Raw genomic sequence first — 15,128 nt, 5'->3', positions numbered from 1 at the left:
GATCCGTGAAGGGTTCGTCGAAGAGGTCTCATGGTCGAGATGTAACTTCTTTTGAGTCCCTAACTGACTGCTGTTCATACAGATCGCTGCGTTCTCCAATTCTCTCATTCCTATGAAGCAATACCCAACCATCACGATTCAGGGAAATATTCTGTCTGCCGAGTTATTGGGAAGGTTAGAGCAGGAGGCGCAGGATCAGACGCCGGGAAGCTTTGGGATAGAAGGGAGGGTCAAAGATGAAATTGCACGGGCCTGGGGAGAGACGAAGCACCAATGGCAGGTCTTTCAGAGCAAGCTCCAGCGCCTCGATGAGGATTCGACCGCCACTTCCGAGACGCGCCAGTTCTGGATTCTACCCTTCCTGGACACGTTGGGCTACAACCTAACCTATCAGCCTAAAGCCGCTGTCGTCCAGGGAGAAACTTACGACCTAAGTCACCGCGACGAGTCGATCGGCGGCTTCCCAGTTCACGTGATGGGATACTCTGATAGCTTGGAGCGACGACGTGAGGCCAGCGGGCCTCGTCTCTCGCCGCACGCGCTGGTGCAGGAGTATCTCAATTTGACATCTCATCTGTACGCTCTAGTCACAAATGGCCGCCAGCTGCGCCTTCTACGCGACTCCTCGCGACTGACGCGCCTGACGTACCTGGAGTTTGATCTCGTCCAGATGATGGAGGACGAGGTATATGCCGACTTCGCCATCCTCTATCGGCTCCTCCACCGGAGCCGCATGCCTGAGCGTCCCGAGGTGGCCGACGAATCAATCATAGAAGGCTATCATCAGCACGCGTTGGAGCAAGGTGCTCGTATTCGGGGGAAGCTGAGTGATGCGGTTAAAACTGGCATTCAGGAGATGGCAAATGCTCTCCTACAGGCCCGTGACAACGCCGATCTTCGAAAGCGCGTGGCTGAGGGAGATCTTACTGCGCTGGAGCTCTATAACCAGCTTCTACGCTTTGTTTACCGTCTCCTATTCCTCTTTGTCATTGAAGAGCGGGATCTGGTATTTCCAGACGAGAAAGGAGACGACCACGGAGACGGGATGAGCTCTCAGGAAGTATACGATGAGTTGTACGCCGTGAGTCGTCTGCGACCGCTGGCTGAGCAGTCAAGACTTGCCGATGGGCGGAAGCACGACTTGTGGCTCCGTGTCCTCAATACATTTAGGCTCTTCGAACGAGAGGATGTAGGCGCCGAGGTTGGTATTGCTCCCCTTGCTGGGGAGCTTTTTGCCCCCGACGCCCTGGGGGCATTAACGGATGCAGTCCTCGACAACCGCACCCTCCTTCACACGCTCAGCAGGCTGACCCGATTCAAGAACGAGCAGGGCGTGTGGACGCGGGTGAACTATGCTGCGCTGAACGTCGAGGAATTTGGGTCAGTGTACGAAGGTCTGCTTGAGTACGAACCGGTTGTGCAGGAAGGGGCCTCACCAGAGCACGGCAAAGGATGGGGGTTTGGCTTTCAGGAAGGGGAAGAGCGCGACGACACCGGGAGTCACTACACGCCTGAGGAACTCGTTCGTCCGCTCCTTGAGAATGCCCTAGTCCCCGTCATGGAGAAGAAGCTTAACGCTGCAGGAGATAACCCGCAAGAACGGGAAGAGGCGCTCCTGTCACTTTCTGTGTGTGACGTGGCATGTGGGTCAGGACACTTCCTGCTGGCGGCCGCACGGCGCATTGCGTTCGAGTTGGCCGTGGTGCGCACCGGCGAAGATCAGCCGAGCCCCGAGGCGCTCCGCACCGCAAAGCGGGACGTCATCAGCCGCTGCATCTACGGCGTCGACAAAAATCCGATGGCCGTCGAGCTCTGCAAGGTTGCCCTCTGGCTGGAAGCACACGACCCCGGCAAACCTCTAACCTTTCTCGACCACCGCGTCAGGTGCGGTGACGCCATCATTGGCGTCGATCGCGTCGACAGTTTCCGAGAGGGGATCCCGAATGATCCGTTTTACAAGGTAACGGGCGACGATAACGACGTTCTCCGTACGCTTCGTAAGCAAAGCAAGGAGGAGCGTGAGAAGCGTTCGGCCAGCGGTCTTCAGCTTGAACTGGGAGATGAAGTAAGCGAGGAACTACAGAGCCTCGCCCGCCGCTTCCACGACTTGGAGGCGATGCCTGACGATACCGTAGATGAGCGTCGCAAGAAGAAGGAGGCGTTCGACCGCTTCCAAACCGACGAGTGGACGCGCCTGAAGACTCTCGCCGATGCTCAGGTCGCGCCCTTCTTCATCCGGAAAACTGAGGAGAACAAAGACCGGGTGATGACCGACGGCACCTTCCGCCGCCTTCTCCACGGCTCCGGTTCCCTGCCGGACCGCCCGGACGTTGAGGCCGCCTGCAAGGTGGGCGATGAGAAGAACTTTTTCCACTGGTTTCTAGAGTTCCCCGAGGTCTTCGCTGAGGGCGGGTTCGACGTGATCTTAGGAAACCCACCGTTCCTCGGAAATCGAAAACTCAAGAGTACTTTTGGTGATGACTTCCTTCCCTACGTCAAGAGCGAGTACGAACCGGCTGGTGCGACAGATCTCGTCGCCTACTTCTTCCGCCGCATCTTCGACATTTTGAATTCGGAAGGTGGGTTCGGCTGTATTGCTACCAACACCATCGCGCAGGGCAGTACACGAGAGGGAGGTCTTGCCGTGATTCTTAATGAGGGGGGGACGATAAACTATGCGGAGCGCTCGAAGAAATGGCCCGGCAAAGCAAATCTGAAAGTTACGCTCACGACTATTCAAAAGGGGGAATATGAAGGTGATTTCGTTTTAGACGGCGACGAGGTTGACGAAATAAACAGCTATCTATCCGATGAAGAGCCGCTGCCTGACCCTGAGAAGTTGGATGAGAATTCGGAAGTCAGCTTCATTGGCAGTGTCCTGTCCGGAAGTGGATTCGTGCTCTCTGAAGCAGAGGCAGAAGTTCTTATGGAAAAGAATCCAGATCTGCGGGACGTTCTCTTCCCCTATCTTATCGGAGACGATCTAAACAGTGATCCTTATCAACAGCCCTCACGGTGGGTGATTAACTTTCGGGACTGGCCGAAGTCGGAAGCGAAGAAATATCCGGAATGTTTTGAAATCGTAGAAGAAAAGGTCAAGCCACACAGAGCTGATAACAATCGTAAAGCATACCGGAAGCGGTGGTGGCGTTTCGCGGAGCCATGCATGAATCTGTACAGGACGATCGAATCGTTTGACCGCGTCCTGGTCAACGCGCTCAACACGAAGTACATGTCTTTCGTCTTCTACGAGGACGATATCGTTTTCTCTCACATGAACGGGGTCTTCGCCCTCGACAGTTACGACGACTTCGCCATTCTCCAGTCCAATCTTCACGAGCAGTGGGCCTGGAAGAACGCATCGACCCTAAAGGGCGACCTGCGGTACACGCCCAGCAAAGTGTTCGAAACCTTTCCCTTCCCCCGTCTCGACAAGGACGAGGAGACGGCGCTGGCCGAGGTTGGGCAGGCGTATTACGAGCAGCGGCAGGCCGTCATGGAGCGAATGCAGCTTGGGTTGACCAAGACCTACAACTTGTTTCACGACCCTGACGCTGGTCCTGAGACCGTCGCCACCGCTGCGCAGTCCGATCTGTCCGATGATGTAGCAGAAGCCGTCGCTTCCCAGATCGTCAATCTGCGTGATCTACACGCCCGTATGGACCGGCAGGTCCTCGGCGCTTACGGCTGGAACGACATCGACCTCGAGCACGACTTCCACGCAGTCGACTACCTTCCCGAAGACGACCGTATTCGGTACACCATCAGCAAGCGGGCTCGTAAGACGGTGTTGCGTCGGTTGTTAGAGCTAAACTTTAATCGGCATGCCGAGGAGGCTGATGTTCCTGTGACGGAGGTGGAAGGACATGAGGTGCTAGCAGAGAAGTCAGCGTAGAGTTTCCAGTTACAAACAACACCATTCCATGTTGACGAAGACACTTCCTAGCCAAACTGCTCAAATTCAAAGGGGCCCTCATAATTAGCATTTTGGCCACTCAACATCTTCCCATGAACACGTCTCCATAGGAGTGACGATTGACGCTAGCCCACATTTTGGAGTATACCAATGGAAAGACTTGGCGAAGGCCTGCCACGAAGAGGAGCATTTGAAGGTTGACTTGAGTCACGTGGAATTTGCGTATCCACCAGGGATCGTGGCACTCACTCTCATTGTTCAGTACCGTGGACGGAATGGGTATTCAACAGAGATAGTGGTTCCGAATGACAAGAACGTCCTATCTTACCTTCACCGTGTAGACCTCTTCGAAAGCCTCCACAGGGAGGCTCGCGTCTATGAGGATCTCAGCGCGCTGGATCATCACGTCCGGAATCCATCCGTCGAGTTTACAGAACTCATTGTTTTGGATCAGCAGGAACTTCAGGATGCGACTGAGGTCATCAGAAAATTCCTGAGTGAACACGTTGAGGAGTGGAGGAAACCATTTTCAGTGCTCAGTGAAGCCTTGATGAATGTCCGACAGCACACCAGGGTTTCTACGGGCAATGGTGGCGAAGATGGAATGGACTACGGTGCCCTTCAAGTCCAGGTCTACAATGACCGACTTGAGCTTGCGATCGGAGACCTTGGGGAGGGAATTCGAAGCTCCCTAAACACCAGCCCATCACATGAATTCCGAAGTTCCAGAGAAGCTATCAAGGCTGTTGTCGAACAGGGAGTATCCCGTCTCACACATAGAGATCAGGAACGCGGCGGTGGCCTTAGATCGGCTGTCAACACACTCGAAGCGCTTGGTGCCGACTTTGAGTTGGTTTCCTATGACGGATGTGCTGAGCTTCTCGACAAAGTAAAATTCAGGTATTTCCGACAATTCTTCCCCGGAACGCTCGTATGGTGCCGAATTCTTACTGAGGAGCTCAAGTAGCGCTTGACAGCAGTTCTTCTGCTCTGTATCATTGGATACATGAAAACAGTTTTACCCGACATAGAATCCTTTAGCTTCCGAGAAGAATTCGGTAGTGAAATACTCCACGACGTAGAGGAAGCAGAGCGCAATCGCCCTGACCTTGACCGATTCATCAGGTCTCGGCCAGAGAAGGCAGTCATAGCTCTCGACCTCCGCGGCTTGGAGTACATCGGCTATTCGTATTCGAAGCCAACAGTCCGAACGCCTCTTCGTCGTCAGAGCTCTGGAGAGTATGGTGATCGTCACATCATCCTTCTATCTGAGGAGCAAGACGACTTCCTAGATGGTATCGAGACTGCGCTTTCCGAAGAGGGGATGGCTGTGCTGGTAGCTAGCAGCGCTGACGATCCCCTTTCCGATATCAAACCTATCGGCGAGGTCAAACCTCATCTGATGGAGACATTCGAAGTTGTCAGGGAGTCTGCTCCCGCGACGACAGCTGAGGTGGCCTCTAGGCTCGGCCAGTCTGTTCAAAACGCAAACAACCGTCTCCGTAGTCTCGACGAGCTGGGGCTCATTCGCCGTGAAAAGGTCAGCAGTCCGTCAGGGGGGCAAGAGTGGCAGGTGCGCGTGCTCTGAGAGTGTCGAAACACTTTTTTTGGCACTGGGTAAAACGGATGCATTTTATCCAGTGAATAAATATGGAGCTATGAGAAATACTAAGTTTCGCATTTTCGAAGACGCTGCCAACGAGTACCGGTGGACCTTCATCGCCCGCAACGGCGAAGAGATCGCAGTGCCGGGTGAAAGCTACGAGGAACTAGACGAGTGCCTCGCTGCGGTAGAGCGAGTTCAAGGGTATGCTCCTGGCGCCGAAGTGGAAGACCTGACGACACCGTCCCCAAAGGAGCATGAGTCCGATTCCTGGTTTGAGCTCTACCAGGACGACGAAGGGGAGTATCGATGGCGCTTGCGGGCACCCAACAGCGAGATCATCGCTGTAGCAAGTGAGGGCTATCATAATCGCGGCGACGCCCGGAGTGGGATTGAACTCCTTCAGAATCAGGGGCCTGTCGCTGAAATTATCGACGAGACTGAAGAGGACGGTTCCGGTGGGAATGACGAAGATGGTGACGACGAAGACGATTCGAACGGTGGCTTCGTACCGCCCGCAGATCCTTCGGACCCTGATCGTGAGCAATTCGCGTAGATCATGACCGAGCCGAGCCTCCCACCATCGCTGCATGTAGGTACCCTGTCGCTTCGAGATCTGGGCCCTGTTAAAGTCACCGAAGAGTGGACCTGGCATAGCCGGCGCAATCGGTGGGCCTTGAGGTTGAAGCTCTATCCAGATGTCCCGGAGGGGGGACCAATTTCTTCTCCGACAGATGCGTACGTTCTGGCAAGCCCCAAGTACCCAGAGGGAAGCGTGTCGATCCATCCCGCGGAGACGGATGGGATCGAAGGTACGTATCCCCATATGGTCTACGGTCCCTCTCTGGATGAGCGCAAACCATGGAGGAAAGAAGGGCTGTGCCTTAACCACCCGAGGCACAATCTAGGTCGCCTCGGTGGTGGGGAAGAACCGAAGGATCGACACGGCCAGCTGAAGTGGTATGTCCAACGTGCATTGCGTTGGTACGAACTCGCTTCGGTGGGGAAGCTCCTCCAGGATGGCGAACACTTCACGCTTCCTGTTCGACCAACCGTTTCACACAGGTTTCTACATTGGCAACCTACCGTAGCTTTCCACGAGAATGAAGGATGGCTCCACGAGTGGGACGGTGCAGTCCAAGGGGGACAATGCTCCTTCGGGGCTATGGGCAATAACCTTTTGGTTGTACGGCGATATCGCACAAATGCGGGAAGCGCAGTCAAGCGTATCTCCTGGGGGGGCTACATCGATGATCTGCCAAATGCAGACGTGACTGGAAGGTGGGTCCGGCTTCCGGAGGTGCCTGTGACCGAAAAGTGGCGGCCGCCGAAGACCTGGGGCGAGCTCCGAGCGGTATGCAACCACCAAGACGTTAACCTCGACGTACACTTGCGGAATGTACTTCCAAGGAGAAAAGAGAACTTTATCCTTCTGGTCGGTTTTCCGATTCCAGACCGGGTTGGGGAAGCTCCGAAGCAGATGCACTGGTGGGGGGCGGTCGTCCAATTTGATAACGGCGAAGGTTCTTATCAGACCAATGACGACGACCCAATCTGCTGGCTTCGCTCAAGGAACTGGAGTCCGATGGAAGTTTCCACACGCGGAAAGCTCAACAAGAGCCTGTCAACTGACACCATCCTCCTTATCGGCGCGGGAGCGCTGGGGAGTACTCTCAGCGAACTATTGGTGCGAGGGCGAGCTCGCAAACTTTTCGTCATGGACCGCGATACGCTGGAGGCGGGAAACCTGGTGCGTCATACCCTTTCCCTTGATGAGGTTGGCCAGAACAAGGCCGAAGCTCTTGCCACCCGACTTGAGAGCCTCTCGCCGAACGTTGAGGTTTATGGATGTCCACAGCACTTTCCACCCAGCAATGATCGTTGGAAAAAGAAAGTTCGGAAGGCCGACATAGTCATCGACTGCACCGCGGAAGCCGAGACGCTACGACAGCTCCGAAGCTTCGAGTGGGAGGAGAAGAAGCTCTTTTTCTCGCTTTCAATCAGCGCCCAAGCCCGCCGCCTCTACGTCTCCTCAGCTTTCGCTAGCTCCTTTCCGGTAGATGCGTTCGATGAAAGAATGGAACCGTGGTACTACGTGGAAGGGGAAGAGTCAGCCGATAAGGAGCTCCCCTGGGAGGGGACTGGGTGCCACCACCCTGTGTTTGAGGCTCGGCAGGACGATATCACAGCCCTAATCAGCCCTGCACTTAAGTGGATGGAGCAGCAGCTTCAAGAAGCCTCAGAGAAAGGTCCAGGTGCGGTGGAGCCACGGTTGAAGGTTATCGAGCATACGAAAGACCGTCTTGGCGTCCAGGTAGGATCTTTAAGCGACTACTTTGAAGAGGAGCGATTGCCAGAGCATGGGTAACTCTGACAGTGACGCGATCAGTTTTCGGTCACCGGATGGGCAGTACCGCTTACGCCTCCTCGACAGCCCAGTACGGAAGATATTGTCGCTCGGACAGGAGGCCGCTCCTGCCGAAACGGGTGGAATCCTCGTAGGCCAGTACGTCAATTCGAACCGCGTGGCGGAAGTGTCGAAGGTCATAGGTCCACCACCTGATTCAACCGGTGGGCGGTATTGGTTCGAGCGGGGCAAAAGAGGGCTCAGCGAGCGGCTTAACGCGCTCTGGGATGACGGCGTCTACTACTTGGGCGAATGGCACACTCATCCGGACAAGTCACCTCGACCGAGCGTCACCGACCGGACTCACATGTGCAAGATACAACGGTCCGAGAGTTACGACTGCGCGGTTCCTGTCTTAATAGTGGTAGGTGGGAGAATCATGAGAAGAGACATTTCAGCTTTTACTTTCCCACAAGATCGGTTGATGGTCGAAATGACGAGAAGTACCCTTACCGAGTAGGTTGTCCTCGTTTCGACCCTGCAAATCGCCCCTAAAATATAACAACCGATAAGGGCGTAGTCACGAAGTCATCAGAGAATGCCCCGTGCGGAAGCGCGGGGTAGTTTACTCTTTCTCCTGCTCTTCTCCGCTCTTTGTATATATCTCGAGTTGATCCTTTAGCCGTTTGAGGGAGGGGTCGACGGGCGCGTGAGCTAATGCACGAACCAATTGTTCTAACTGGGATGACTGTCCCCTTTTCATGGCTCGAGAAATCTTCTTGTGTAAACGAGAGGAGCTTTTCTCCTGACTTTCGATAACATCCTGGAGTCTTTCAACGAGATCCCTAGAAGGCATAGATTCTGATTCGTGAGCACGCTCCAAAGCTCTTCGAATCTCCTCTATTGTACTATGCAACTGGAAATTAGAGGCGGCTCTTTGCAGCATTTCATTCTCCGATTGGGAGATATCCTTATGCTGAGCCTCCTCAATTGAGGTGGGTTTCACATCCACACCCAGTTCTTCCTTCGCTATATTCAAGAACCTCGGGCCTTGGTACATCCAAAAGAGGGATCCAGTCTTCTGATAGAATTCCTTTCGAAGCTCGGTATGAGGTCCTATAGTGCGACCGCTTTTTTCTTCCCACCAGTCGTCTTTTGTCGTATCTCTGGTTACGAAGACAACATCCACATCATGACCGGAAGCATAATCGATTATCTGCTTCCAGATTACTAGATCAGCATATTTTCGGGACTCTCTGTCTTCGCTGTCGTCTCCAAAGCCGGGTGGAATATTTTTGGAATAACGTCTGTTTCCTTCCTCATAAATCTCATTCCGGTCATCCTCACCGTATGGCTCACCGACCCGATCTTCAAAAATCTCTTCTAGCTTGGCCAGCGTATCGTCTTCATCCTTCCTCGCTCGCGGGCTTGAAGGAAGCAATTCTTCGCGGAGAGAATTAATTGATCTAAGAACCTGATTCTTATACTCCTCCACGGCCTCCTGAAGACGTTCGCTTTCACCGAGCAGATCGTCGACCTCTCGTTCTATTGGTCCCTTGCGATCCCCGATATCCTCGAGCTTGTCTTGTAGGTTACTCAGTTTTTGAAGGTTCTCAGACCAGGCCTCGACCGCCTCTTCAGCCAGATCTAGGTCACCCAGTTGTGAAGCAATAGGTCCAGATCTATTTCGCAGGAACTCCTCAGCAACCTTATGGGGCAACCAGACTCGTCCATCGAGTGCCTCTAATACCTTAAAAAAGTCTTCTTTGAATGACCGAGACCTGCGATACAGGTCCAAAAGAACATTGGTGTCAAAGACAAAGGTCCCTTCCTGCCAGAGCGTGTTAAAGTCCTCTTCGTTGGGCTGTATGAGCCAAGGAAACTGGTTCTGCATCATTCTGGTCGTCTCGAAGCACTTAAGTCGCAGCGTGCAGTGTTGAAATGAAGGCGATCCACTGCCAATTGATTCGCCGCAGATACTTCTTGGCCGTGAAGCGGGAGCGTCCTTTGCTCCCATTGGAGTTGCCCAGTACGGTGGAAATTCCTCCACTTTGAAAACCAACCGAGACAACATTCGAAACTGGCTGAAGCAAGCCGATCGGAACGAGAGAAAAAGCGCCGAGGGTTTCATTGCACAGGTGAGCGGAAGGAGCTTCGCGAGCTCCAAAACACTTGTGTGGTCTTAACCTTAATCAAGTCGGTGAAGCGCCTAGCGGGTAGTCCTCCTGCGAGATGTTGATCGAAATCATTGCGTCAAAACCCCCGCCATGATACCGAATCTCAGCCATAGATTATAAGGACCGATAAGGCGAGCTTATCGGTTGTTATCCGGGAAAATATTACCTACCCTGATAGTGGTTGAGCGGCCGACTTGAAGACACCGGTGTCCCGGACGCATACCTTATAATTAAGTCCTCGATTGGCGAATGCCCGACTCGACGATCGCCAATCCCATATTGGAAACGATCCGGCGCCAGGGCAAACCATCGATCGCCTTGGGTGGGGCCGCGTGGGTAGTTTGGTCCTCGGAGAGCCTCTCCGGCGCGGGTGCCGCGATGAGCAGTGCCCAGTTCGTGCACTTCAATGCGCCGGTCATTGCTGTCCAAACCGGCGGCCGCATGGAGTACTTCGACGACGAGGGTCAACTCCAATGGACGAGCAACCTTCCCTGGCCGCGGGCGAACCTCGAAATGGCCCGCCTGCCCGGCCGCCCAGACTCCTTGAGAGACAATCTCACCGATGAGGACTCCTCTGGGGATTCCTCCGAAGCCAATTCGACCGAGAGCTAGTCTCGGGACGAATCATCAGTAGAAGCCGAGCCACACCAGCACTGACGCAACTGCCCCTATGACCGACCAGGCAAGTCCCCCAGCCGACGACTCACCTCAGGAGACTGATGACCACGAAGGCGGCCAAGAGAGTGCTGGTAACGAACCCGGTGGGAATCGACCGGGCGAATTGGCACCGCCTCCCCTCTCTGAGATTGGACAGAACCCTTCCAGTTCGGGTACAAGCTCGGATGGCGACTCTGAGTCAACCGAGGTAGACGCTGAAGCGGGCGATCCCGGCGGTGAAAGCAGGGCATTGGAGGATCCGGAGCGCCTACGCGAGCTGCAGGTGAGTCTCGGCCGACTGGAAGACTTTGCCGCCCAGGCACAGGCGGAGAATACGATTCGGGCCTACGCGGCCGATCTGGAGGACTTTCGGCACTGGTGCAAAAAATACGAGCGGGAGTGGCTTCCGGCCACCCCGAAGACAATTGGACTCTATCTCGGGGCCCGGGCTGACGACCTCAGCCTCGCGACGCTGGAACGCCGTCTCGCGGCCATCGCCTCCCTCCACAAAGAAGAAGGCTACGAGTCGCCGGCGTCAGTGGCCGAAGGTCCGCTCCGAAAGATCTGGAAGGGGATCGTCCGGGAGAAAACCCGCCAGCAGGATGGCGCCCCGCCCCTTATGGTCGAAGACCTGAGGTCCATTATTGAGCACCTTCCCCGTTACTCCAGCTCTGACGGCGGATCCACTGGGCGCCTTACACTTACCGCCCTTCGCGACCGCGCGCTCCTCCTGGTCGGCTGGACCGGGGCGCTTCGGCGGAGTGAGCTCGTGGGCCTCACCACGGACGATGTCGAGTTTGTCGAGGGCGAGGGCGTGAACGTCTACGTCCGCCGGTCGAAGAGCGACCAGGAGGGCTCCGGGTTGGTCAAGGGGCTCCCCTATGGCTCCAACAAAGAAACCTGCCCGGTAACCGCTCTCCGGCAGTGGCTTCAAGCTGCCGAGCGTGAGGTGGATGGACAGTTTGAGGGTGATATTTTCCGGCGCTTCTACCGGTGCGAGTCGATCGGCGAGAGCGCGATGACCGCTCAGTACGTCTCTACGGTCTTAAAACGACACGCCGAGAGCGCGGGCCTCGACCCGGAGGCCTACTCGGCCCACTCCCTCCGGGCGGGTTTCATCACGCAGGCGATCCGCGCTGGCAAGGCCGAGCGGCGCGTCAAGGAGCACTCCGGCCACGCATCGTGGGAGACGTTCAACCAGTACGTTGAGGAAGCGGGGACCTTTCAGGACAATCCGGCCGAGGGGATTGGGCTTTAGAAGGAATCTCTTCGTTTACGTTCCACCATGGTGTGGTAAAAGTGGCTGTTACTTCTTTTGTTGTCCATAGCGTAAAAGTTGAAGGTCAACTATAATGGTGACGTTACCCCCTCTTAAGTCTAAGAACTAATTAAGTTGGTCGGTTTCGTCTTGCAAACCGCGATCTTGTGAATCATTTCACCCCACCCCCCACGCGAGCGAGTTTCGTCACGTAATCTATTAACACATTATTATGAGTAATAGTGATGCTAATAGGGGTGAGTCTTCACGAATTATACGATACGTCAAGAAAATAGTATATTGGGGTGTTGCCTCAATACCAATTTTATCTGGTGTGCTTAGCATTTCGGAATCTCTAAAAGATGACACTACCCTATCCGTTGCGGTACTTGCAGGAGGAGCATTTCTATTGGTATGTGCGTTCCTATTATACGTTATTCTTTCAAAAAGGCCTATCGGAAGAGGGATTGAAGGTGTTGAGGGGTCATCCCCAAGGTACAAATCAACTTATAGGATAATGGCTACAGTTTTTCTAGTATCTATAAATATAGCCGCTTTGTATAATGGTTTTAGCCACTTAAGAGGTAAATATTATGCAGATTCGAACGAATTTCGGATTCTTGTAGCTAATCTCGACGGTCCTGACGAAAAGTATGGAGTCACGGAATCGATCCTGACACAGCTCAGAAGTAGGTCGACCAAACTAAACAGTATTAAGGTTTTGGCATTGGGACGCACAATAACTGTGCAGGAAGGAAGAGAGAAAGCACGGAAGATAGGGAAAGCTGAAGATGCAGATGTTGTTCTCTGGGGTTGGTATAGAACTGGCACCGCTCCTGATAGTGCGAGGGCCACTCTTCAGTTTGAGATTGTGGGGGAACCTGAGAATCTCAAAATTCCCCAAAGGAGCGAAAGTGTCTATGCGACCTCGACTCCGAGAAAGTTCGAGTGGAAAATAGCGGACAAGGTCGAACACATAGTACTGGCCACTTTGGGCTATGCACGCTTTAGACAGGGGGCATATGTTGATGCTATCGGCTTCTATGACGATGCTCTAGAACAATGGGAGCGACCGGAAGACATCCCTGGCTCCCTGTACTTGCCCCAGTATTTTATGAAGGGCCTTGCCTTACAAAATGAAGGTGACTTAGACGGTGCTATTAAAAGCTATCAACGAGCCATAGAAGCTGACTCTTCCTACGGTTGGACGTGGATTAATTTAGGAGCAGCGTTGAATGAGAAAGGGAAGTCTAAGAAAGCGTTCGGCTACTACGAAAGGGCAATCGAGATCGATTCCTCTTTGGCGGAGGCCTGGTTTAACAAGGGGGTCGTGCTTTTAGAGCGTAATGAACTTGACGAAGCAATATACAACTTTAACCAAGCCATCGAGGCAAATTCTTCCTTGGCTCAGGCTTGGTCTAACCGAGGTGTAGCGTTGAGGAGGCAAGGAAAAATTGATAATGCCATCGAAAACTATGAACGGGCTACTACGCTCGACCCGTCATTAGCTAAGGCATGGCAAAACCGGGGTATTGCACTTGAAGAGAGGAATCCCGCGAAAGCAATTGAGAGCTACGATCAAGCTATCGAGATCGATTCTAGCTATGCGACCGCGTGGATAGGTCGAGGTGACATGCTCTTGAGACAAAACAACTTCGAAAAGGCAACCGAAAGCTTCGAATACGCCATTGATGTCGTTCGGATTGACTCCGTCCTTTCGAAGGCATGGAATAACCACGGTTTCGCACTGGAGAAGCAGGACAGCATCCAGCTAGCCATCGAGAGTTACAACCACGCAATTGAGGCGGATTCCTCCAATGTAAAGGCATGGAGCAACCGTGGTGACGCGTTGAAAAGGGGCAACAACCTTGAAAAAGCGATCCGAAGCTACAATCAAGCTATCAAGTATGACTCCTTAAATGTACGGGCATGGTATGGTCGCGGGGAGGCGTATAAGAATCGCGGAAACCTTAGGAAAGCATTCGAAAGCTTCGACAGGGCTATTCGAGCAGACTCTTCCTACACGGAGTCATGGCTACAGAGGGGAAATATCCTAGTAGAACAAGGTGAGCTCGCTACTGCCTTGGCGAGTTATAACCGGGCTATTGAAATTGACTCTTCCTCAGCAATAGCATGGAACGGACGAGGTTTAACACTTGCTCAACAGGATAGCCTTGAACGAGCAAACAGGAGTTTCAAACAAGCAATTGAGGCCGACTCCACGCTAGCAGAGGCGTGGATAAATCGTGGCAACGTATTGAAAGAGAAGGGTAAATTAGAAGCAGCTATTGCGAGCTACAATCAGGCAATCGAAATCGATTCTTCTTTTGAAAAGGCTTGGACCAATCGAGGCCTCGCTCTGAAAAAAACTGGTCACTTAGAGGAAGCAATCGAGAACTATAATCAAGCTGTTGATCTAGACTCTACCAAGGTGAAAACCTGGGGCAATCTTGGTGATGCATTGCAACAACGAGGGAGATTAGAGGAGGCGATCAGAAGCTACAGCCGGGCTATCGAACTCGACCCTTCCGATAAAAGGGCCTGGATTGAGCGGGGAATCGTCCTAGGAAAGCTGGGGAATTTGAAAGAGGCACTGGAAAACTTTAATCACGCCCTTAAAATTGATTCTTCTAATTCAGAGTTATGGTACAATCGAGGAGTTGCATTGGATGAATTGGGTAAGATATCCGATGCTATAAAGAGCTATGAACAGGCCATAGAGGTGGATCCAACCCACACACAGGCGCTGGCCAACCGAGGTGTCGCTTTGGCGAAACAAGACAGTGTAAACGAGGCAATTGAGAGCTTGAATCGAGCTCTTGAATCCGATTCCTCCGAAGCTCAAATCTGGTTTCATCGTGGCATACTGTTGATGGAGCGTGGTAACCTCCCAAAGGCTATCGAGAGTTATGATCAGGCATTACGAGCTGATTCCTCTGCAGGGGCGACTTGGTTCTACCGTGGAATTGCTCTTTACAGGACAGGAAGAGAAAACAAGGCCACCCGGAGTGTAGATCGGGCTTGTGAACTGGATCGGTCGTATTGTGGCTCTTACCCTTGGAAGGAGGAGGAATAAAGTGCTAGTCAGTATTAATTTCTCCGAATCCGGTTCTAACTCTTATCTTTCAAATGATCTGAGTTCGACTTTGGTCCTATGCCAAATAGGCATC

At 53.3% G+C, this 15,128-nt stretch carries 9 protein-coding genes; 8 read left to right on the top strand and 1 reads right to left on the bottom strand.

What is annotated here, in order from left to right; genetic code table 11:
• The first annotated feature begins 112 nt into the window (after window positions 1–112).
• The 5 genes from BSZ35_RS00120 to BSZ35_RS00100 all read left to right on the top strand — a co-directional run bounded on the left by BSZ35_RS00120 (window position 113) and on the right by BSZ35_RS00100 (window position 7,887).
• On the top strand, window positions 113–3,895 hold the full coding sequence (locus tag BSZ35_RS00120) for a DNA methyltransferase (RefSeq protein WP_105010537.1): 3,783 nt from the start codon (window positions 113–115) through the stop codon (window positions 3,893–3,895).
• A gap of 133 nt (window positions 3,896–4,028) precedes the next feature.
• A complete protein-coding gene (locus BSZ35_RS00115; protein ID WP_105010536.1) occupies window positions 4,029–4,883 on the top strand; it encodes a hypothetical protein in 855 nt (284 codons plus the stop codon).
• 39 nt (window positions 4,884–4,922) lie between these two features.
• Window positions 4,923–5,504 (top strand): hypothetical protein, encoded by a 582-nt coding sequence (locus tag BSZ35_RS00110; protein WP_105010535.1) that lies wholly within the window; start codon window positions 4,923–4,925, stop codon window positions 5,502–5,504.
• A 70-nt stretch (window positions 5,505–5,574) separates the two neighbouring features.
• A complete protein-coding gene (locus BSZ35_RS00105; RefSeq protein WP_105010534.1) occupies window positions 5,575–6,075 on the top strand; it encodes a YegP family protein in 501 nt (166 codons plus the stop codon).
• Window positions 6,076–6,684: 609 nt separating this feature from the next.
• Window positions 6,685–7,887, top strand: coding sequence for a ThiF family adenylyltransferase (locus tag BSZ35_RS00100; RefSeq protein ID WP_181149106.1), 1,203 nt, complete (start codon window positions 6,685–6,687; stop codon window positions 7,885–7,887).
• A gap of 604 nt (window positions 7,888–8,491) precedes the next feature.
• On the opposite strand, the gene BSZ35_RS00090 is transcribed toward BSZ35_RS00100, so the two are convergent.
• A complete protein-coding gene (locus BSZ35_RS00090) occupies window positions 8,492–9,763 on the bottom strand; it encodes a PIN-like domain-containing protein (protein ID WP_105010531.1) in 1,272 nt (423 codons plus the stop codon).
• A 529-nt stretch (window positions 9,764–10,292) separates the two neighbouring features.
• On the opposite strand from BSZ35_RS00090, the gene BSZ35_RS00085 reads away from it, so the two are divergent.
• From BSZ35_RS00085 to BSZ35_RS00075, 3 genes are all read left to right on the top strand, one after another.
• The gene (locus tag BSZ35_RS00085; RefSeq protein WP_105010530.1) at window positions 10,293–10,655 is read left to right on the top strand and encodes a hypothetical protein; all 363 of its coding nucleotides are present in this window, start codon (window positions 10,293–10,295) and stop codon (window positions 10,653–10,655) included.
• A 58-nt stretch (window positions 10,656–10,713) separates the two neighbouring features.
• Window positions 10,714–11,958, top strand: coding sequence for a site-specific integrase (locus BSZ35_RS00080; RefSeq protein WP_105010529.1), 1,245 nt, complete (start codon window positions 10,714–10,716; stop codon window positions 11,956–11,958).
• Window positions 11,959–12,190: 232 nt separating this feature from the next.
• Window positions 12,191–15,034, top strand: coding sequence for a tetratricopeptide repeat protein (locus BSZ35_RS00075; protein WP_105010528.1), 2,844 nt, complete (start codon window positions 12,191–12,193; stop codon window positions 15,032–15,034).
• Window positions 15,035–15,128 lie beyond the last annotated feature (94 nt).

The organism is Salinibacter sp. 10B, from assembly GCF_002954405.1.
Classification (GTDB): domain Bacteria; phylum Bacteroidota; class Rhodothermia; order Rhodothermales; family Salinibacteraceae; genus Salinibacter.
The sequence above is the reverse complement of the archived record's forward strand: the minus strand, read 5'-3'. Positions and strand labels throughout refer to the sequence as shown.